This is a genomic window from Stenotrophomonas sp. GW821-FHT09E08, assembly GCF_059416125.1.
In genome coordinates this window covers 54935-72546 of record NZ_JBWKOO010000001.1, presented here as the reverse complement: position 1 = coordinate 72546, position 17612 = coordinate 54935, and the positions used below count along the sequence as shown (strand labels likewise).

The 17612-nt window shown below is 66.8% G+C and carries 20 protein-coding genes; 10 read left to right on the top strand and 10 right to left on the bottom strand.

The annotated features are described in order from the left end of the window. Positions 1-34: 34 nt before the first annotated feature. The 4 genes from AC07M7_RS00420 to AC07M7_RS00405 are packed head-to-tail and all read right to left on the bottom strand — an operon-like array spanning position 35 to position 2770. Complete coding sequence (locus AC07M7_RS00420; RefSeq protein WP_428709157.1) at positions 35-610, bottom strand: hypothetical protein; 576 nt, start codon at positions 608-610, stop codon at positions 35-37. A 28-nt stretch (positions 611-638) separates the two neighbouring features. Further along, complete coding sequence (locus tag AC07M7_RS00415) at positions 639-1247, bottom strand: hypothetical protein (RefSeq protein WP_495206518.1); 609 nt, start codon at positions 1245-1247, stop codon at positions 639-641. A 54-nt stretch (positions 1248-1301) separates the two neighbouring features. Continuing rightward, positions 1302-1787, bottom strand: a complete 486-nt coding sequence (gene ybeY / locus AC07M7_RS00410; RefSeq protein WP_019659039.1) for an rRNA maturation RNase YbeY — start codon at positions 1785-1787, stop codon at positions 1302-1304. Further along, complete coding sequence (locus AC07M7_RS00405) at positions 1784-2770, bottom strand: PhoH family protein (protein ID WP_032969420.1); 987 nt, start codon at positions 2768-2770, stop codon at positions 1784-1786. The genes ybeY and AC07M7_RS00405 overlap by 4 nt, the downstream gene beginning before the upstream one ends. Before the next feature lie 502 nt (positions 2771-3272). Between AC07M7_RS00405 and AC07M7_RS00400 the strand changes: the two genes are divergently transcribed. From AC07M7_RS00400 to AC07M7_RS00390, 3 genes are all read left to right on the top strand, one after another. Continuing rightward, positions 3273-4229: an HlyD family secretion protein gene (locus AC07M7_RS00400; RefSeq protein WP_495206517.1), complete on the top strand. Its 957-nt coding sequence runs from the start codon at positions 3273-3275 to the stop codon at positions 4227-4229. Between the two features lie 65 nt (positions 4230-4294). Next, positions 4295-5173, top strand: coding sequence for an ABC transporter ATP-binding protein (locus AC07M7_RS00395; protein ID WP_430766375.1), 879 nt, complete (start codon positions 4295-4297; stop codon positions 5171-5173). Beyond that, positions 5170-6282: an ABC transporter permease gene (locus AC07M7_RS00390; RefSeq protein WP_430766376.1), complete on the top strand. Its 1113-nt coding sequence runs from the start codon at positions 5170-5172 to the stop codon at positions 6280-6282. Before AC07M7_RS00395 ends, AC07M7_RS00390 begins: the two co-directional genes overlap by 4 nt. An 88-nt stretch (positions 6283-6370) precedes the next feature. Here the strand turns inward: AC07M7_RS00390 and miaB are convergent, their stop codons facing one another. Then, entirely contained in the window at positions 6371-7789 is a 1419-nt protein-coding gene (gene miaB / locus AC07M7_RS00385) for a tRNA (N6-isopentenyl adenosine(37)-C2)-methylthiotransferase MiaB (protein WP_495206516.1), read from the bottom strand. 187 nt (positions 7790-7976) lie between these two features. Then, positions 7977-8597: a glutathione S-transferase family protein gene (locus AC07M7_RS00380; RefSeq protein WP_495206515.1), complete on the bottom strand. Its 621-nt coding sequence runs from the start codon at positions 8595-8597 to the stop codon at positions 7977-7979. A gap of 79 nt (positions 8598-8676) precedes the next feature. On the opposite strand from AC07M7_RS00380, the gene AC07M7_RS00375 reads away from it, so the two are divergent. The 7 genes from AC07M7_RS00375 to AC07M7_RS00345 all read left to right on the top strand — a co-directional run bounded on the left by AC07M7_RS00375 (position 8677) and on the right by AC07M7_RS00345 (position 14759). Continuing rightward, positions 8677-9645 carry a helix-turn-helix transcriptional regulator gene (locus AC07M7_RS00375; RefSeq protein ID WP_046983327.1) on the top strand — a complete coding sequence of 323 codons (969 nt, stop codon included), beginning with the start codon at positions 8677-8679 and terminating at the stop codon, positions 9643-9645. Positions 9646-9691: 46 nt separating this feature from the next. Next, positions 9692-10618 (top strand): lytic transglycosylase domain-containing protein, encoded by a 927-nt coding sequence (locus AC07M7_RS00370; protein WP_495206514.1) that lies wholly within the window; start codon positions 9692-9694, stop codon positions 10616-10618. A 212-nt stretch (positions 10619-10830) separates the two neighbouring features. Beyond that, positions 10831-11451, top strand: coding sequence for a ubiquinol-cytochrome c reductase iron-sulfur subunit (gene petA, locus AC07M7_RS00365; RefSeq protein WP_004151998.1), 621 nt, complete (start codon positions 10831-10833; stop codon positions 11449-11451). Further along, positions 11451-12710, top strand: a complete 1260-nt coding sequence (locus AC07M7_RS00360) for a cytochrome b (protein ID WP_046983325.1) — start codon at positions 11451-11453, stop codon at positions 12708-12710. Before petA ends, AC07M7_RS00360 begins: the two co-directional genes overlap by 1 nt. Next, complete coding sequence (locus AC07M7_RS00355) at positions 12703-13452, top strand: cytochrome c1 (RefSeq protein WP_046983324.1); 750 nt, start codon at positions 12703-12705, stop codon at positions 13450-13452. Before AC07M7_RS00360 ends, AC07M7_RS00355 begins: the two co-directional genes overlap by 8 nt. Positions 13453-13586: 134 nt before the next feature. Continuing rightward, positions 13587-14222 carry a glutathione S-transferase N-terminal domain-containing protein gene (locus tag AC07M7_RS00350; protein WP_046983323.1) on the top strand — a complete coding sequence of 212 codons (636 nt, stop codon included), beginning with the start codon at positions 13587-13589 and terminating at the stop codon, positions 14220-14222. Between the two features lie 84 nt (positions 14223-14306). Next, the gene (locus AC07M7_RS00345) at positions 14307-14759 is read left to right on the top strand and encodes a ClpXP protease specificity-enhancing factor (protein ID WP_046983322.1); all 453 of its coding nucleotides are present in this window, start codon (positions 14307-14309) and stop codon (positions 14757-14759) included. A 153-nt stretch (positions 14760-14912) separates the two neighbouring features. On the opposite strand, the gene AC07M7_RS00340 is transcribed toward AC07M7_RS00345, so the two are convergent. The 4 genes from AC07M7_RS00340 to AC07M7_RS00325 form a co-directional block, all read right to left on the bottom strand. Beyond that, the gene (locus tag AC07M7_RS00340; RefSeq protein WP_012510594.1) at positions 14913-15263 is read right to left on the bottom strand and encodes a DUF3301 domain-containing protein; all 351 of its coding nucleotides are present in this window, start codon (positions 15261-15263) and stop codon (positions 14913-14915) included. A gap of 67 nt (positions 15264-15330) precedes the next feature. After that, positions 15331-16332 carry a DUF2272 domain-containing protein gene (locus AC07M7_RS00335; RefSeq protein ID WP_136638775.1) on the bottom strand — a complete coding sequence of 334 codons (1002 nt, stop codon included), beginning with the start codon at positions 16330-16332 and terminating at the stop codon, positions 15331-15333. Between the two features lie 115 nt (positions 16333-16447). Next, positions 16448-17299, bottom strand: coding sequence for a carboxylating nicotinate-nucleotide diphosphorylase (gene nadC, locus AC07M7_RS00330; protein WP_495206513.1), 852 nt, complete (start codon positions 17297-17299; stop codon positions 16448-16450). Beyond that, positions 17296-17565, bottom strand: a complete 270-nt coding sequence (locus tag AC07M7_RS00325; protein ID WP_032128883.1) for a Trm112 family protein — start codon at positions 17563-17565, stop codon at positions 17296-17298. The genes nadC and AC07M7_RS00325 overlap by 4 nt, the downstream gene beginning before the upstream one ends. Between the last annotated feature and the right edge of the window lie 47 nt (positions 17566-17612).

Sequence of the window (17612 nt, the reverse complement as noted above, 5' to 3'; positions counted from 1 at the left end):
CGTTGGCCCAAGTCTAGCAGGATGTGGCGGCCTGTCAGTTACCGACGCTGCCCGGTCCAGTGATCGGCGGCGGGGCCAGTTCGGGCCGGGGGGCTGCCTCCTCGGGCAGGTCCAGGCTGTAGGTGCAGCCGGCCAGGGTCTTGCCGGGGTGGGAGGCCACGGTGGAGACGCTGAGGATGATCGACTCGATCTGGGCCTCGCCGGTCTTCGGGTCGGTCATATCGCGGCTGACCAGCTCGCGCCCGGCCATGAACTTGCCGCCCTGGTCGTAGCCGGTCTCCAGTTCCAGCTGCTTGGCCAGCGGCCGCGGGTCGGCCTGGTCGAGGACGGCCATGATGCTGGCGCCGGCCACGGCCACCCGCTCGGTGACTGTGCCAAATACGCTGATCGGCTGGGCCAGGCGGTACTCGCTCATGAACTGGTTGCCCTGAGGCAGCGGCTGCAGGCCCTGGGCCACGGCTTTCAGCGGGTCGGCCAGCAGCGGCGCCAGCGCGGCGTGCTGGGCCACACCCAGGCGGCATTCGATCAGCGCCGGCAGGTCCAGGCTGGCCGCGAAGGCAGACGGGGCCGCAAGGGCACACAGCAGGGGCAGGCAGCAGCGCAATGACACGAGCGGTTTCCGCGGGCGGGGGCCGCCATCATAGCTCCGGCGAACGCCCGGAAGGCGGGGTGAGAAGGCGCAGGAAGCCGACCATCGCCCGCCGTACGACCATCAGCGACAGGGTCAGCACGACCGCAAGCATGGCGACCTGCATCAACTGCCCCGCGATGCGCGCCACGGTCGGCCACAGGCCCGGGCTGGTCAGCCAGGGCATCAGTTCCGCTGCCGCGATCCTGGCCACTTTCATGTAGATCACGGCCAGCACGAACAGCACCAGCAGCGCGGTGCGGCTGGCATGGAAGAACGGCAGCGCGTTTACGGAGCGGCCCAGACGGCGGTGCAGGATCATTCGCCACAGGACCGGAAGGGTCAGTGCACCCACCAGCACCAGCACCATCGACGTTTCCCACATTCCGGGAACATGGACCGGCTCGCGTTCGCCGGTGAGATGCGGGCCGATCAAGCCGATCGCCAGCCCGATCAGCAGACAGACGGGCGACAGCAGGGCCAGGCCGCGCAGCAGCCAGTGGCTGCCGGCGGGATCACGGGCGCCGATGCGTTGAACGGCATAGGCACCGAGCACCACCAGGACGGCAAACAGGCTGGCGCCAATCAGAAACGGAATGAAGCTGCCGTGCGAGGTCATCCTTGTTCCTCCGGTTTCTGGCCCCGGGCATGGGGCATTGGGGGCGTTTCCCGCTCAGCGCTCGCCAGCGTACGGATCGGCGATGCCGAGCTCGGCCAGGATGTCACGCTCCAGCTGTTCCATCGCCTCGGCTTCCTTGTCGTCTTCGTGGTCCCAGCCGAGCAGGTGCAGCACGCCGTGCACGGTCAGGTGCGCGTAGTGCGCGTTGAGCGCCTTGCCCTGTTCGTCGGCCTCGCGGGCCACCACCGGTGCGCAGATCACCAGGTCACCGAGCAGTGGGAACTTCACGCCCTTGGGCAGGCCTTCGGGCACTTCGGCCGGGAAGCTGAGCACGTTGGTCGCGTAGTCCTTGCCACGGTAATGGCGGTTCAGCGACTGCCCTTCCTTGGCATCGACCACGCGGATGGCCAGGTCGGCCTCGCGGATGCGGCCCTTCAGCGCAGCGGCCACCCACTTGCGGAAGCTCACGGCCGCCGGCAGGCCGGCACGCGGCAGGGCGTAACTGACGGCGACGTCCAGTCGCACGGGACCACGGGTCATGGAGTTGCTCCAGGTTGGATCTGATGCAGGTCGCGGCGGTCGTAGGCACTGACGATACGCGCCACCAGCGGGTGGCGCACCACGTCGCGGGATTCGAAGAAGGTGAAGCTCACGCCCTCGACCTCGCGCAGCACATCGATGGCATCACGAAGGCCGGACTTCACATGCTTGGGCAGATCGGTCTGGGTCAGGTCACCGGTGACCACTGCGGTCGAGCCATAGCCCAGGCGGGTCAGGAACATCTTCATCTGCTCGATGGTGGTGTTCTGTGCTTCGTCCAGGATCACGAATGCATCGTTGAGCGTGCGGCCGCGCATATAGGCCAGCGGTGCGATCTCGATGACGTTGCGCTCGAGCAGCTTCACCACCTTTTCCACACCCATCATCTCGTACAGGGCGTCGTACAGCGGTCGCAGGTAGGGGTCGACCTTCTGGCTCAGGTCGCCGGGCAGGAAGCCCAGCTTCTCGCCGGCTTCCACTGCCGGGCGCACCAGGATCAGCCGCTGCACCCGCGACTCGTTCAGCGCCTCGACCGCGCTGGCTACGGCCAGGAAGGTCTTGCCGGTGCCGGCCGGGCCGATACCGAAGTTGATGTCGTGGCTGGCGATCTGGTGCAGGTAGCGGCTCTGGTTGGCACCACGTCCGCGCACCGTGCCGCGCTTGACCTTGATTGCCACGTCCTGTGCTTCGTAGGAGCGCTCGGCGATCTGCTCGACATTGGCCTGCGCCAGGCGCAGATGGATGGCGTGGTTGTCGAAGGTGGTCTCACCGGCTTCGGCGTACAGCGCCTCGACCAGCTTCTGCGCCTCGACGATGGCCTCGTTCGGCCCGCTGATGCGGAACACGAAGCCACGGTTGGCGATCTCCACGCCGAGCTTCAGCTCGATCTGGCGCAGGTGGCCATCGAAGGGGCCGCACAGGTTGGCCAATCGCTCGTTGTCTTCCGGCGACAGGGTGAAGTCTCGATGATCGATGCTTTTCATTGCTTTGGGTGGGGCGGAAGCCTTCCACCGCAGTGTATTCAGGGAGGACAAGGGTAGCGCGCGCACGGGGCGCACGGCCAGCAGGAGGGCGATACAGCGTTTTCCACACCCGGTGTGGACGGGAGCTGAGGAAACCTGTGGATAGACCTCTGCAGTGCTTGTGCCACAAGCCTCATGAGAAGGTGGTGAAAAAATCGTCACGGACGCAAGGGCTCCCGCATCGAAAGGACAAACGCGTCGCAAGGAGGCTACTTCGCAGCGCACTCCGGGATTCATCGTGATGGCAGCGCATGTTCCACTGCCAGGCGAGCAACGGGAGCGTACCGTGCCGGTTTTCCACACCCGCTGTGGAATGATGCTGAATCAACCTGTGGATAGGTGGCTCAGACCCTTGTCGCAAGGGCTTCGCCACACCGTGGTGAAAAAACCGTCAGGGCTGATCGGGATCATTGTGGGTGCACGGAGCACATGGCACCGTAGCGCCGTCGCAGGAGGGGCTGGCATGGATATAGGCAACGGCATGCGTCGAATTGGGCTGGTAGGCATCGGTCTGCTGGCAGGGTGTGGGCAGGCACCGCCCACCGCACTGGGCACGCTGGAATGGGACCGGATCACGGTGCCGGCGCCGGCAGCCGAAGTAATCGCCACGGTGGACGTGCACGAAGGCCAGCAGGTCAAGGCCGGCGCGGTGCTGATGCAGCTCGACCCGGCCCGCGGCGACGCGCAGTTCGCTGCCGCTCAGGCCGACACGGCCCGAGCGAAGGCGCAACTGGAAGAACTGAAGATCGGACCGCGCCAGGAGCAGATCGCGCAGGCAAAGGCACAGCTGACCGCATTGCGCGCACAGGCCGCCGAGGCCAGTGCCTACTACCGCCGGGTGCAGCCGTTGGCGCAGCAGCGCCTGATCGCCGCCGCCGAACTGGACCGCGCACGCGCCGCCGCCGGCAATGCCGAGGCCAGCGTGCATGCTGCCGAGCAGGCCTGGCTGGAGCTGGTGCACGGCAGTCGCGTGCAGGACATCGCCCAGGGCCAGGCCACCGCCGAAGCCGCACAGGCACAACAGGTCGTGCAGGGGGTCAATCTGCAGAAGCTGCAGCTGCGCGCGCCACGCGATGGCGTGGTCGATGCCTTGCCGTATCGGCAGGGTGACCAGGCCCCCATCGGCGCACCGCTGGCGGTGATGCTGGTCGGCGAGCGTCCCTACGCGCGTGTCTACCTGCCGCAGCCGCTGCGCCTGCAGGTCACCGTGGGGCAGGCCGCACAGGTGCAGTTGGAAGGGGGCGGCACCGTGCTGAAGGGGCGCGTGCGTTCGATCCGCAGCGAGCCCTCGTTCACGCCGTACTACGCACTGACCGGCGACGACGTCGCGCGCTTGAGCTATCTGGCCGAGATCGAAGTGGACGAGGCTGCGGACATGCAGAAGCTCCCGGCCGGGTTGCCGGTGCAGGTGCGCTTCTGAACACCAGTGAGGACATCGCGGTCCGCGCACGAGGGCTGACGCGTCGCTTCGGCGAACTTCTGGCCGTGGACAACGTCGACCTGACCGTGCCGCGCGGCCAGGTCTACGGCTTCCTGGGCCCGAACGGGTCCGGCAAGTCGACCACCATCCGCATGCTGTGCGGCCTGCTGGAACCCAGCGCAGGGCAGATCGAGGTGCTGGGACTGGCGGTGCCCGAGCAGGCAGAGGCGCTGCGCCGGCGCATCGGCTACATGACCCAGCGCTTCTCGCTGTACGAAGACCTGTCGGTGCGCGAGAACCTGGAATTCCTCGCCGCCATCCAGGACCTGCCGCGCGCGCAGGCCCGGCAGCGGATCGAAGCGCTGCTGCAGCAGTACCGCCTGCAGGACCGGCAGCCGCAGTTGGCCGGCACCCTCAGCGGTGGGCAGAAGCAGCGCCTGGCGCTGGCCGGTGCGGTGATACATGGGCCGGAACTGCTGTTCCTGGACGAGCCAACCAGCGCGGTCGATCCGGAATCGCGCCGCGATTTCTGGGAGGCCCTGTTCGAGCTGGCCGACGCCGGTACCACCGTTCTGGTTTCAACCCATTACATGGACGAAGCCGAGCGCTGCCACCGGCTGGCGATTCTCGATCGTGGCGCACTGGTGGCCGACGGCACGCCGGACGAGCTGTGTGCGCAGCTGCAAGGCCGCACGTTGCAGGTCACGTCGGTGCAACCGCGTCAGGCCAGCCGCGCGCTCGCCGCATTGCCAGGCGTGCTGAGCGTGGCGCAGATCGGGACTCAGCTGCGCGTGCTGTGCAGTGAGGAGATCGCAGATGTTGCTGAGCTGCGCCATGCACTGGCCGGTGCCGATCCGCAGGCCAGCATTGAGCCGGTGGCGCCGAACCTGGAAGACGTCTTCGTGGCCGCCACCCGCGGCCGCGGCCGGGAGCCGGCGGCATGAACCTGCGCCGGCTGTGGGCGATCATGCTCAAGGAACTGCGGCAGCTGCGCCGCGACCGCATCACGCTGGCGATGATCGTCGGCATTCCGGTAATGCAGCTGCTGCTGTTCGGCTACGCGATCAATCTCAACCTGCGCCATCTCAACGCCGGTGTCGCCGACCAGGCCAACAGTGCGGCGTCGCGTGCGCTGGTGCAGGACATGGTGGCCACTGGTGTGATCACGCCGCGCAGCGACACCTACACGCCTGATGAGCTGATGCAGGCGTTGCGCCGTGGCGAGATCAGTGTCGGTATCGTGGTGCCGGCCGACTTCGAGCGGCGCCGTTTCGATGGACGCGAGGCGGTACAGGTGCTGGTCGATGGCAGCGACACGGTTGTACAGAGCGCGGCGATCCAGCTGGCGCAGGTGCCGCTGGAGACACGACCGACCAGCAACGCGCGGCCACTACGCGAAGGCAGCATCGCCGGTGGTCCGATCAGTGTGACAAGTTTCTACAACCCGCAGCGGCGTTCGGCAGTGAACATCGTGCCGGGCCTGATCGGGGTGATCCTGACCATGACCCTGGTGATGTTCACTGCCGTGGCGGTGGTGCGCGAACGCGAGCGCGGCAACATGGAACTGCTGATCGCCACGCCGGTGTCACGCAGCGAACTGATGGTCGGCAAGGTGCTGCCCTATGCGGCCATCGGCCTGCTGCAGACTACGCTGGTGCTGCTGCTTGGCACATGGCTGTTCCAGGTGCCGATCCGCGGCAGCCTGTTGGACATCTACCTGGCGGCGGTGCTGCTGGTGCTGGCCAACCTGGCGTTGGGCCTGCTGATTTCCACGCGCGCACGCTCGCAGTTCCAGGCCATGCAGATGACGCTGTTCCTGTTCCTGCCGTCGATCCTGCTGTCGGGCTTCATGTTCCCGTTCGCGGGCATGCCGCGGCCGGTGCAGTGGCTGGCCGAGGTGCTTCCGCTGACCCATTTCCTGCGACTGGTGCGCGGCATCATGCTGCGCGGGGCCTCGCTGTGGGAGCTGTGGCACGACGCGCTGGCGCTGCTGGCCTTCATCGTGGTGATGATGACGCTGGCAATCCTGCGCTTCCGCAAGCGGCTGGATTGACGTGGCCGGGGTCGGATCCCCACAGGGGCTCTGACCCCAATGATCGGTGCAACGGGTCGGAGCCCCTGCGGGGATCCGACCCTGCCGGTCAGCCCGCCACCGCGCGCGCGCGCAGCGAATTGGTCAGCGCTTCGGTGATCACCACGTCCACGAACTGGCCGATCAGCCGCGCCGGTGCCGGGAAGTTAACCGAACGCATGTTCTCGGTCTTGCCGGTCAGCTCGTTCGGGTTCTTGCGCGAAGGACCTTCCACCAGCACGGTCTGCACGGTGCCGACCATCTTTTCGGAGATGCCGGCGGCATGCGCATTGATGCGTTCCTGCAGACGCGACAGGCGTGCGTGCTTCTCGGCGTCGCTGATCGTGTCCTCCAGGTCCGCAGCCGGGGTGCCCGGGCGACGCGAATAGATGAAGGAGAAGCTGTGGTCGAAGCCGATGTCTTCGATCAGCTTCATGGTCTTCTCGAAGTCGGCATCGGTCTCGCCGGGGAAGCCGACGATGAAGTCCGAGCTGATCGAGATGTCCGGGCGCACCGCGCGCAGTTTGCGGATCTTCGACTTGAATTCCAGTGCGGTGTAACCACGCTTCATCGCCGACAGCACGCGGTCGCTGCCGGCCTGCACCGGCAGGTGCAGGAAGTTGGCCAGCTGCGGCACGTCGCGGAACGCATCGATCAGCGAATCGCTGAATTCCAGCGGGTGCGAGGTGGTGAAGCGGATGCGACCGACACCGTCGATCTCGGCGATGGTGCGGATCAGCAGGCCGAGGTCGGCAAATTCGCCGTCGCCATACGGGCCGCGGTAGGCATTGACGTTCTGGCCGAGCAGGTTGATCTCGCGCACGCCCTGCGCGGCCAGCTGCGCCACTTCCACCACCACGTCCTCGAACGGGCGGCTGACCTCGGTGCCGCGGGTGTAAGGCACCACGCAGAACGAGCAGTACTTGGAACAGCCTTCCATGATCGAGACGAAGGCCGAGGCACCGTCGGCGCGCGGCTCGGGCAGGCGGTCGAACTTCTCGATCTCGGGGAAGCTGATGTCCACCTGCGGACGCTTCTGCTCGCGCCGTGCGCGGATCAGTTCCGGCAGGCGGTGCAGGGTCTGCGGGCCGAACACCAGGTCGACGAACGGCGCGCGCTTGATGATCGCTTCGCCTTCCTGCGAGGCGACGCAGCCGCCCACGCCGATGATGACTTCACGGCCCTTGTTCTTCAGGCCCTTCCACACGCCCAGCTGGCTGAATACCTTTTCCTGCGCCTTCTCACGGATGGAGCAGGTGTTGACCAGGATGACGTCGGCGTCGTCCGGGCTGTCGGTCAGTTCCAGGCCATCGCTGGCGGCAAGCACGTCGGCCATCTTGGCCGAGTCGTACTCGTTCATCTGGCAACCGTGGGTCTTGATGTACAGCTTGCCCTTGACCTGGTCAGGCTTGCGCGGACCAGCGGGCAGGGCAACGAGCGGGGTACCGCCCGGCGCGGCGGGCGGAAAGACGTCTGGCGTCCCGGTCATGGCGCTTAATCCATTCGGGTGGCGGGAAAGCGGGCAATTCTACCCGCATCCTGCGCCCCCCGCCGCGCCTGTGTAGAGCCGAGCCCACGCTCGGCTGCTCCTCCATCACCTACGTGGCAGCCAGGCATGGCCTGGCTCTGCTGAAACCCAAGCCGAGCGTGGGCTCGGCTCTACAAGGGGGCTCTGCTTAAGCCGCCACCAGCTCTGCATCGATCTGACGCGAGCGGTCAAAGGCGGTCATCGCGCTCATTCGCGCGATGTAGTCAGCCGTGGCCGGCGCCGGCTGCACCAGGCCGAAGGCGGTGGTCCAGGCCAGTGCATTGCCCCACAGCACGTCGGCGGCGCTAATCGTCTCGCCGAGCAGATACGGGCCTTGCGCCAGCTGGGCTTCGATCACCTGCAGCACGGTCTCCGCGTCGTTGTAGGGCGACATCAGTCGCGGCGGCGGCTCGCGATGCATCGCCTTGTCGATCATCGCCGGCTCGAAGCAGGCGCCATAGAAGGCCATCCAGCGCAGGTAGGGGCCGCGCAGGGCGTCGCCGATCGGCGGGGCCAGCCCGGCTTCCGGGTACAGGTCGGCCAGGTACAGGTAGATCGCCACCTGTTCGGTCACCAGGGCGCCGTTGTGGACGATGGCCGGCACCTTGCCCATCGGGTTGATGGCCAGGTAGGCCGGGGCCAGGTTGGCGCCGGCCTTCAGGTCCAGCACCTGCATGCGGTAGTCGGCACCCAGCGCTTCGAGCAGGGCCACGGCGCCGCTCGAGCGTGAACGCGCGGCGTGGTACAGGGTGATCTGGCGGGATGTCATGGCATTGCTCCTTGCGGTGGGTGGTGAACTGGGGCCATCCTGAGGCACTATTGCGGACGACTTCTGTCCTCGATCCTTCATGCGCCACACCGCCCATCGACTGCTGCGCCTGATCGCCCTGCTGCAGGCCCGTCGCCAGTGGTCCGGCGCCGAACTGGCCGAGCGCATGGGCGTGGACCGGCGCAGCATCCGCCGCGACATCGAGCGCCTGCGCGAGCTGGGTTACCCGGTGCAGGCCTCGGCCGGTGTCGGCGGCGGCTACCAGCTGGGGTCTGGCGCGCCAGTGTTGCCGATGCTGCTGGACGAGGAGGAGGCGACCACCCTGGCCATCGCGCTGCGTGCGGCATCGGCCACCGTCGCCGGAATCGACGACACCGCGCGTGGGCTGCTGTCCAAGCTCGACCCGCTGGTGCCGGCCCGCCGTCGCCAGCAGGCGGGCGAGGTGCATGCAGCGACGGCCACCCTGTCAGATCTTCCGTCCACCGATGCACGGCTGCTGGGACGGCTGGCCCTGCATTGCCGGCAGGCGGCGCGGCTGGCCTTCGAGTACCGCAGCGCGCAGGACGCGGTGACCCAGCGCGAGGTCGAGGCCCAGCATCTGGTCAATTACGGTCGGCGCTGGTACCTGCTGGCCTGGGATCTGGGGCGCCAGGACTGGCGCACCCTGCGCGTGGACCGGATGGGCGCGGTACGCGAATGCTCCGAGCCGGGCATGCACCGACGTACCCCGGCACCGCCGGATGTGATGGTGCGGCAGGCAGTCAGCCAGGCCCCGTTCGCGCTGCAGGCGATCCTGCGCCTGGCCGGCAGCCGCGCCGAGCTGGAAGGGCGCATTCCGCCGTGGTGCGGGGTGCTGGAGGCCGATGGCGCCCACCATTGCCTGCTGCGCATGGGCGCCGAGAGCCGCGGCATGATGCTGGCGCAGATCCTCAGCCTGGACCGCGTGCCGGTGGCGCTGTGGACCACGCCACCAGGCCTGCGCGACGAGCTGGCGCAGCGCTTGGCCGGGCTGGGCCAGGTGCTGGCTGTGGCGCCGGTCACAGCCTGAGCCGCATCGCTTGGCAAGCTCAGGCGAAGCTGGGACACTCGCCGCCATGAAGGGGATACTGGGGACAACGGCGATCATCATCGCTGCGCTGACCGCTGCGCCGGCCAGCGCCGGCAGCCTGTACAAGTGCCAGGGCGCCGATGGCGTCACCAGTTATGTCAGCAAGCGTGTGGCCGGGGCCCGCTGCAGCACCATCAGCTACAGCCGCGATAGCCGCCCGGCACCGCGCCCGGTGGTTTCCGCGCCGAAACCGTCTCCGGCCACCGTGGCCAGCATCGAGCGCAATCCGGTCGCTGTGGCGGCCGGTGTGGCGGCGCCGGCCGTGGTCGGGCCAGCACCAACGCCAACACCTGCAGCTGTTCCGGCGCCCCAGGCCACCTCGCGTGGCGGCCGCATGGTCAGCGGCCAGGTCTATTCCTTCATGAAGGACGGCGTGCGCCACTACACCAGCGCCCGGCCGATCCAGGTGGCCAATCTCGGCCCGGTGCGCACCATCCGCTACAGCTTCATGGAGCGCTGCTACGCCTGCGGGGTCAATCCGCGCGTGGACTTCGGCACGGTGCGCTTGAACACCACGGCATTCCAGAGCGAGATCACCTCGGCCGCACGCGAGTTCGGCGTCGACGAGGCGGTGGTGCGCGCGATCATCCATGCCGAGTCGGCCTACAACCCGACCGCGCTCAGCCGCGCCGGCGCCCAGGGCCTGATGCAGCTGATGCCCCCCACCGCCGCCCGCTTCGGGGTTGGTGATTCCTACGATGCCGGACAGAACATCCGCGGCGGCGTGCAGTATCTTGCGTGGTTGCTGAAGCGCTTCAACGGCGATCTGACCCTGGCTGCCGCCGGCTACAACGCCGGCGAAGGCGCGGTCGACCGCCACGGTGGCGTGCCGCCATACAGCGAAACCCAGTATTACGTGCGCCGGGTCGGCCAGCTGGCCGAGCGTTACCGCACCGCCCTGAGTCACCAGTAGGTGCCGCTAACTGGTGGGGTGCCAACCGTTGGTCGGCACTCATTTGAAAGGTAGTGCCGGCCGCTGGCCGGCAACCCCGCAATCAATGTTGTTGCAATGCGTTGTGTGGCGCGCGACGGTTCCGCTACACTCGGCCATGATTCAATGCGGCTCTGGCCCCCACCGGAACCGTTGGCAGCCTTAAAGCTACCTAATCAATATCGGAGTGCCGGATGGCAAACGATGGGGTACACGATCCAGTCAACACCGGACGTCGGCGTTTTCTTTCTGCCACCACAGCCGTGGTGGGCGCCGTCGGCGTCGGATTCACCGCAGTCCCTTTCATCAAATCCTGGAATCCCAGTGCGCGGGCCAAGCTTGCCGGTGCACCTGTGGTGGCCGACATCAGCGCGCTGCAGGAAGGCCAACGCCTGATCGTGGAGTGGCGTGGCCAGCCGATCTGGATCGTCAAGCGGTCCAAGGCCATCCTCGATGCGCTGCATGGGCTGGATGGCCGTCTCAAGGACCCCGAGTCCGGCGAGAAGGACCAGCAGCCGGACTACGTGCTGAAGCAGAATCCCGAGCTGCGTTCGATCAAGCCGGACATTTCCGTGCTGGTCGGCCTGTGCACGCACCTGGGCTGCTCGCCGGAGATGGTCGCCGAGATCCGGCCTGAACCCTACGACCCGCAGTGGAAGGGCGGCTACTTCTGCCCCTGCCACAAGTCGCGCTTCGACATGTCCGGCCGCGTCTTCAAGGACGTGCCGGCGCCGATCAACCTGAAGGTGCCCGCGCACCATTACCAGGACGACAACACCATCATCATCGGTGTCGATCCGCAGGGGGCTGCCTGATGGCCAATATCCTCAGCCGTACCGCCAGCGGCGTGGCCGACTGGGTCAACGCCCGCGCACCGGGCCTGATGCCGGTCTACCGCAAGCACGTCAGCGAGTACTACGCGCCGAAGAACTTCAACATCTGGTACTACTTCGGTTCGCTGGCGCTGCTGGTGCTGGTCAACCAGATCGTCACCGGCATCTTCCTGACGATGCACTACAAGACCAACGCCGCCGAGGCGTTCGGTTCCATCGAATACATCATGCGGGACGTGGAGTGGGGCTGGTTGATCCGCTACATGCACTCCACCGGGGCCTCGCTGTTCTTCATCGTGGTCTACCTGCACATGTTCCGTGGCCTGCTGTACGGCAGTTACCAGAAGCCGCGCGAGCTGGTGTGGATCCTCGGTATGCTGATCTACCTGGTGCTGATGGCCGAAGCCTTCATGGGCTACGTGCTGCCGTGGGGCCAGATGTCGTTCTGGGGCGCCAAGGTGATCATCTCGCTGTTCGGCGCCATACCGGTGATCGGCAACGGCCTGACCGAATGGATCATGGGCGACTACCTGCCCAGTGACGCCACGCTCAACCGCTTCTTCGCGCTGCACGTCATCGCCTTGCCGCTGGTACTGCTGTTGCTGGTGGTGCTGCACCTGGGCGCGCTGCATGAAGTGGGGTCGAACAACCCGGACGGAGTGGAGATCAAGAAGGGGCCGAAGGGCAATCGCTGGTCGCCGAATGCACCGGCCGACGGCATCCCGTTCCACCCGTACTACACGCTCAAGGACGGCGTCGGCGCCGGCTTCCTGCTGATCATCGCTGCCTTCATCATCTTCTTCGCACCTGCGTTCGGTGGCCTGTTCCTGGAGCACGACAACTTCACCGAGGCCAATCGTCTGGTGACCCCGGAGCACATCAAGCCGGTCTGGTACTACACCCCGTACTACGCGATGCTGCGGGTGGTGCCCAACAAGCTGGGTGGTGTGCTGGTGATGTTCTCGGCCATCGCCATCCTGTTCCTGGTGCCCTGGCTGGACCGCGCGCGGGTGAAGTCCTACCGCTATCGCGGCGTGCTCTCGAAGGTGCTGCTGGGCGTGTTCGCGGTGTGCTTCGTCTGGCTCGGCGTGATCGGCTCCGGCCCGGGCACCGATGCGCACGAGACCTACATCGGGCGAGTGCTGACCTTCCTGTACTTCGCGTTCTTCATCACCATGCCGCTATGGACCCGGTTGGACAGGACCAAGCCGGTACCGGAGAGGGTGACCACCCATGACTGAGCGCTGGATGGTCCGGCTGGCCCTGGCGGCCACCCTGATGCTGGGAAGTTTCCTGGCCTCCGCCGCCGAAGGCGGCACCAAACTGCTGCAGGCCGGCAACGACCTCGGTGACCGCGCATCGCTGCAGCGCGGCGCGCAGCTGTACATGAACTACTGCTCCGGCTGCCATGCACTGAAGTACCTGCGCTATTCGCGGATGGCGCAGGACCTGGGCTTGACCGAGGAAGAGGTGATGAACAACCTCAACTTCACCGGCTCGGCGATCGGTGACCCGATCCCGGTGGCGATGCCCAAGGAGAACGCTGAAAAGTGGTTCGGCAAGATGCCGCCGGACCTCAGCCTGATCTCGCGCGTGCGTGGCAGCGACTGGGTCTACACCTACCTCAAGTCGTTCTATCTGGACAGCAGCCGGCCACTGGGCTGGAACAACGCGCTGTTCGCCAACGCCTCCATGCCCAACCCGCTGTGGGAGATGCAGGGCCTGCAGCACGCCGTGCATGGAAAGCCGGAAGCGCCGGGCATGGACCCGCCGGTGACCGCCCTGCGCATCGACAGTCCGGGCTCGGTCGATGCCGGCCAGTACGACCAGGCAGTTCGTGACATCACCAACTTCCTCGAATATGCCGGTGAACCGGCCGCACTCAAGCGCCAGCAACTGGGCGTGTGGGTGATCCTGTTCCTGGCCCTGTTGACCTTCCTGCTGTACCTGCTGAAGAAGGAATACTGGAAGGACGTTCACTGATTCTGCCGCCGGCCATCGCACGGGCCTATTGGCTTTTGTGATGGTCGGTTGCACACTCGGGGAGGAGTCGATCGCCGGCACGGTGCCGGCGGCGCCGATGCGGCAGGCGGTCTCCTGTCGTGGGAGAGCCTTTGATGGCGGCGAGCGTACGCATGCGCAATACACTGACGCTGTTTTCCTCGAACGACGATGTACTGTGCCACCGTGTACGCCTGGTCCTGGCGGCCAAGGGTGTGAGCTTCGACTTCGTTCCGGTCGATCCACAGAACCCGCCCGAAGACCTGATCGACCTCAATCCGTACCATTCGGTGCCTACCCTGGTCGAGCGCGAGCTGGTGCTGTACGCGGCATCGGTGGTCAGCGAATACCTCGATGAGCGCTATCCGCATCCGCCGCTGATGCCGGTCGACCCGCTGTCGCGTGCCCGCATCCGATTGGCCATGCTGCGAATCGAGCACGATTGGGTGCCGCAGGTGCAGGCCATCCAGCTGGGCAACAAGACGCAGGCCGAAGCGGGGCGCAAGCGCCTGAAAGAATTGCTGACGGCTTCGCTGCCACTGTTCAAGGCCAGCAAATTCTTCCTCAATCCGGAAATGAGCCTGGCCGACTGCGCGATGGCCCCGATCATCTGGCGCCTGCAGTCGCTGGATGTGCCGCTGCCGAAGGACGGCAAGGCGATCGAGGACTACGGCAACCGCATCTTCCGTCACCCTGGTTTCATCCGCAGCCTGACCGAACAGGAAAAGAAACTGCGCGATCTGCCGGTCTGATCCGGTGCGCGATTACCCGTCTGCACGCCGACCGGCGTGCAGGCGATCTGCCCAGGCAGGGCGCCGGGCGCGTACACTTCACGCATGACCGAAGACTTCTTCCACATGACCAGCCACCGCCCGTACCTGCTGCGGGCGCTGGTGGAATGGATCAACGACAACCAGCTGACCCCGCACATCCTGGTCGACGCCGGCGTCCCCGGCGTGCAGGTCCCGCCTTCGGCGGTCAAGGATGGCCGGGTGGTGCTCAACATCGCCGAGCGCGCCGTCGTGCGGTTGATGATCGACAACGAGATGGTGAGCTTCTCGGCGCGCTTCTCTGGCACCAGCTATCCGGTGCAGGTGCCGATCAGCGCCGTGCTGGCCGTCTACGCCCGCGAGACCGGGCAGGGCATGGCGTTGCCGGATGACATTCCCGGCGCCGAAACCGCGCCGACCAGCGACGAACTGCTGCACGACGAAGACACGCCACCGGACGATACGCCGCCGGCCAGTCCGCCGCCGAAGGGGCGCCCGAACCTGCGCGTGGTCAAGTAACCTCTCCGACGCCGCCCCTCAAGGGCGGCGTTTTTCGTTTGATGGCGTAGCGCCGGGTGCCGTCAGGTTGTGGGGGCGAGATGGGGTGGGTGCCGATCGTTGTTCGGCACACCGATGCCGCTGTGCTCGCCGGGCATGGCCCGGCGCTACCGCCTAGATGTCTTCGGCATCATCCACGTCCGCGCGGATCTGGCTGATCCGCGCCGCGCCCGGGCCAGTGAACGAAATCAGCTGATCGCCGCGCAGCACCATGCGCCCCACATGGCGGTCGATGCCATCGTAGGAATACTCGAACTTGAAGGTGCGCTCGAAACCGAGCCGGCCGTCCTCGCCGCGCGACAGGCGCAGGCCGGTAGCGTGCACCGCCTGGTCCAGCCATTGCACATCGGCGGCACGGCAGGCGTTGCGGCCCAGTTCGACCGCGCGCTCGGCAGCCGAACGCGCGGCGTTCCAGAAGAAGTAGATGATTCCGCCGGCAATCAGCAACAGCAGCAGGGTGGGCATGGCGTCAGCCGTCAGGTGTCGATCCTGCAAAGATGGCGGCGAACGCGCGCTGGATCAAGCGCCGGATTCAATGCGTTGGCTGCGGGCCACCAGAGACCGGTTGCGGCGGTATGACGACCGGCTGTGGCGCGGGTGAGGGCTGCATCGGCGTCGCTGTTGGTGTGGGCATCACCGACGGCGCAGTTGCGGTCAACTGCAGCAGCGCCGCCCAGTCCTGGCGGTTGAAGCTGCACTCGTCCTCGCGGCCCGGCGTGCAGCTGGGGTCGATGCCGGTGCTGTTGCGTTCGCGCGCGGGCGGCAGCTTGATCAGTCCGGTGCGGTCGAGCGGCAGCAGGCGCATCGCCACGGTGTTCATGACGTTGCCACCGATCAGGTACAGGGTCTGGTCGCCGCCGAGATTGGCCGCGACCACGACCTCGCAGTGCGACTTCCAGTGACCGACCGAACCGTTGCCCAGCGCCTGCACCAGCCCGCCGTAGCTGAGCGTGCTGCTGCGGTCGCGCAGGAAGCACAGCAGGTCGCCCGGCGCGGGTTTGGCCGTGGCGGGGTCGACCAGCCGGTAGGGCACGCCCGACGGGCCACCCTGGTAGGCGGCACGGATGTAGTCGATGTGGCGTGGCGACGTGTTGAAGCCGGGAACGCCGGACTGCACCATTACCCAGGAAATGAACGCGGCCGACCACGGGTTGTCGATCAGGAAGGCGCGGCAGTCGCTGTCGGTGTAGCGCGTGCCCAGAGGTGCCAGACAGCTGCTGGCGCCCACGATGCTGCCCATCGCGTTGAGCGTGCCGCTGTTGCGCCAGTAGCCGGCCACGCGCTGCCAGGCGATCAGCCCGTTGTCGGCCAGGTGATCGCTTTCGGCTTCGGTGACGCTGAGGCTTGCGGCGCGGCCATCACGGTCGATGAAGGGCCGGTACCACAGACGGTGTTCGTTGCAGGCAGTATTGCGGATGGCCACCGCCAAGGGGCTCAGGCCAAAGCGTGGCGGTACATCGCAGGCTTCGGCGGCAGCCGCAGACAAGGGGGCGGCTGCCAGTAGCAGGCAGGCAGGCAAGAGCGTCCGGCGCATGCGCGGCTCCTGTGGGGGATGGCCGCAGCGTCGCAGTGCCGTCGTGAACGCCGGGTGTGAGATCGGAGTCAGATCCCTTTTCCCGAGGAAAAGGGATCTGACTCCAGCCCCGGCCTCAGCCCGGCGGCGGGCCCAGCTTCAGCGACAGATCAATCGCTTGCACGTGCTTGGTCAGTCCACCGATCGAGATGCAGTCCACGCCGTCTTCGGCGATCGAACGCAGGCCACCCAGGCCGACGCTGCCGGAGACCTCAAGCGGAATGCGTCCCGCCGTAATGCGCACCGCCTCGCGGCGCAGATCGGGACTGAAGTCATCCAGCAGGATGCGTTCGCAGCCGGCTTCCAGTGCCTGCCGCAACTGCTCCAGATCCTCGACCTCGACCACCAGCGGCAGCTGCGGCCATTGCCGGCGTGCAGCCGCCACAGCGGCAGCCAGCGAACCGGCGGCACGGATGTGGTTTTCCTTCAGCATCACCGTGTCGTACAGGCCGAAGCGGTGATTCTCGCCACCGCCACAGCGCACTGCGTACTTCTGCGCCAGGCGCAGGCCCGGAAGGGTCTTGCGGGTGTCGAGGATGCGTGTGCCGGTGCCTTCCACGGCCGCCACATAGCGGGCGGTGGTGGTGGCGGTGGCGGACAGCGTCTGCAGGAAATTCAGCGAGGTGCGCTCGGCGCTGACCAGGCTGCGGCTGCGGCCATGCAGCAGGGCCAGTACAGTGCCGGCAGTGACTGCATCGCCGTCGGCAACGCGCCATTCAACGCGCACATCGGGGTCGAGTGCACGATGGGTGGCGTCGAACCAGGGGCGGCCGGCGATCACCGCATCCTGCTTGCACAGCAGATAGGCGCTGTCGGCCTGGTCAGGCAACAGGGCGGCGGTGACGTCACCGCTGCCGAGGTCCTCGGCCAGCGCACGCGCGACATCGGCGGCGACCACGGCCGCATCCGGCGTCGGCAGCGTGCTCATGCGGCCGGGAAGTCGGCGATCTGCGCGGTGGGGATGGCTTCCTCGGCCAGCAGTACCGGGATGCCATCGTCGACGCGGAACACCTGCTTGCGGTCGCGGGTGACCAGCGCCTCGCGCAGCGGCTGCGCCAGCGGGTTGCCATCGGCCTTGTTCACCGCGCCGGTGGAAATGGCCTTGTTGAGGGCTTCCAGGCCCTTGCCATCCAGCAGGGACAGGGGCTGGCGGGTGTCCGGCGACACCAGCAGGTCGAGCAGCTTGCGATCCATGGTTCTTCGTCTTGCGTGGAAGATGGCTAGAATACGTCTTTAAGGCA

Bases quoted from the DNA above. Each gene is read 5' to 3' on its own strand.
- AC07M7_RS00325 (WP_032128883.1), bottom strand. From the start codon at position 17,565: ATGGATCGCAAGCTGCTCGACCTGCTGGTGTCGCCGGACACCCGCCAG.
- AC07M7_RS00405 (WP_032969420.1), bottom strand. From the start codon at position 2,770: ATGAAAAGCATCGATCATCGAGACTTCACCCTGTCGCCGGAAGACAAC.
- nadC (WP_495206513.1), bottom strand. From the start codon at position 17,299: ATGAGCACGCTGCCGACGCCGGATGCGGCCGTGGTCGCCGCCGATGTC.
- AC07M7_RS00355 (WP_046983324.1), top strand. From the start codon at position 12,703: ATGACTGAGCGCTGGATGGTCCGGCTGGCCCTGGCGGCCACCCTGATG.
- AC07M7_RS00350 (WP_046983323.1), top strand. From the start codon at position 13,587: ATGGCGGCGAGCGTACGCATGCGCAATACACTGACGCTGTTTTCCTCG.
- ybeY (WP_019659039.1), bottom strand. From the start codon at position 1,787: ATGACCCGTGGTCCCGTGCGACTGGACGTCGCCGTCAGTTACGCCCTG.
- AC07M7_RS00370 (WP_495206514.1), top strand. From the start codon at position 9,692: ATGAAGGGGATACTGGGGACAACGGCGATCATCATCGCTGCGCTGACC.
- AC07M7_RS00380 (WP_495206515.1), bottom strand. From the start codon at position 8,597: ATGACATCCCGCCAGATCACCCTGTACCACGCCGCGCGTTCACGCTCG.
- AC07M7_RS00375 (WP_046983327.1), top strand. From the start codon at position 8,677: ATGCGCCACACCGCCCATCGACTGCTGCGCCTGATCGCCCTGCTGCAG.
- AC07M7_RS00335 (WP_136638775.1), bottom strand. From the start codon at position 16,332: ATGCGCCGGACGCTCTTGCCTGCCTGCCTGCTACTGGCAGCCGCCCCC.
- miaB (WP_495206516.1), bottom strand. From the start codon at position 7,789: ATGACCGGGACGCCAGACGTCTTTCCGCCCGCCGCGCCGGGCGGTACC.
- AC07M7_RS00400 (WP_495206517.1), top strand. From the start codon at position 3,273: ATGGATATAGGCAACGGCATGCGTCGAATTGGGCTGGTAGGCATCGGT.
- AC07M7_RS00415 (WP_495206518.1), bottom strand. From the start codon at position 1,247: ATGACCTCGCACGGCAGCTTCATTCCGTTTCTGATTGGCGCCAGCCTG.
- AC07M7_RS00360 (WP_046983325.1), top strand. From the start codon at position 11,451: ATGGCCAATATCCTCAGCCGTACCGCCAGCGGCGTGGCCGACTGGGTC.
- AC07M7_RS00390 (WP_430766376.1), top strand. From the start codon at position 5,170: ATGAACCTGCGCCGGCTGTGGGCGATCATGCTCAAGGAACTGCGGCAG.
- AC07M7_RS00340 (WP_012510594.1), bottom strand. From the start codon at position 15,263: ATGCCCACCCTGCTGCTGTTGCTGATTGCCGGCGGAATCATCTACTTC.
- petA (WP_004151998.1), top strand. From the start codon at position 10,831: ATGGCAAACGATGGGGTACACGATCCAGTCAACACCGGACGTCGGCGT.
- AC07M7_RS00345 (WP_046983322.1), top strand. From the start codon at position 14,307: ATGACCGAAGACTTCTTCCACATGACCAGCCACCGCCCGTACCTGCTG.